The organism is Virgibacillus sp. 7505 (genome assembly GCF_002272135.1).
In the GTDB taxonomy this organism is placed as follows: Bacteria; Bacillota; Bacilli; order Bacillales; family Amphibacillaceae; genus Terribacillus.
This window is the reverse complement of the sequence record NZ_NPBF01000443.1, coordinates 1-215: the sequence shown is the minus strand read 5'-3', so window position 1 is coordinate 215 and position 215 is coordinate 1. Positions and strand designations below refer to the sequence as shown.

The 215-nt window shown below is 40.9% G+C and carries 1 pseudogene; it reads right to left on the bottom strand.

What is annotated here, in order from left to right:
- A pseudogene (locus CHH91_RS19705) lies at nt 1-197 on the bottom strand (alpha-N-arabinofuranosidase); the annotation flags it as partial.
- Between the last annotated feature and the right edge of the window lie 18 nt (nt 198-215).

The following is a 215-nucleotide window of genomic DNA, read 5'->3' as shown; positions in this document are numbered from 1 at the left end:
ACATTTAGCTCTTTTACAAGGTCAATGACATCTTGGCGAAACCCATCTTCTCCAGCATCGTGATGCCCAGGTTCATAAATACCGCCATAAACAGCTCTGCCTAAATGCTCAATAAAAGAACCGTAAATTCGCTCGTCGACTTTGCCAATTTGAAATAGCGGATCAATAGACATCTTCCCTTTTTTCAATTGATTCATTTTGCGCCTCCTTGTAAG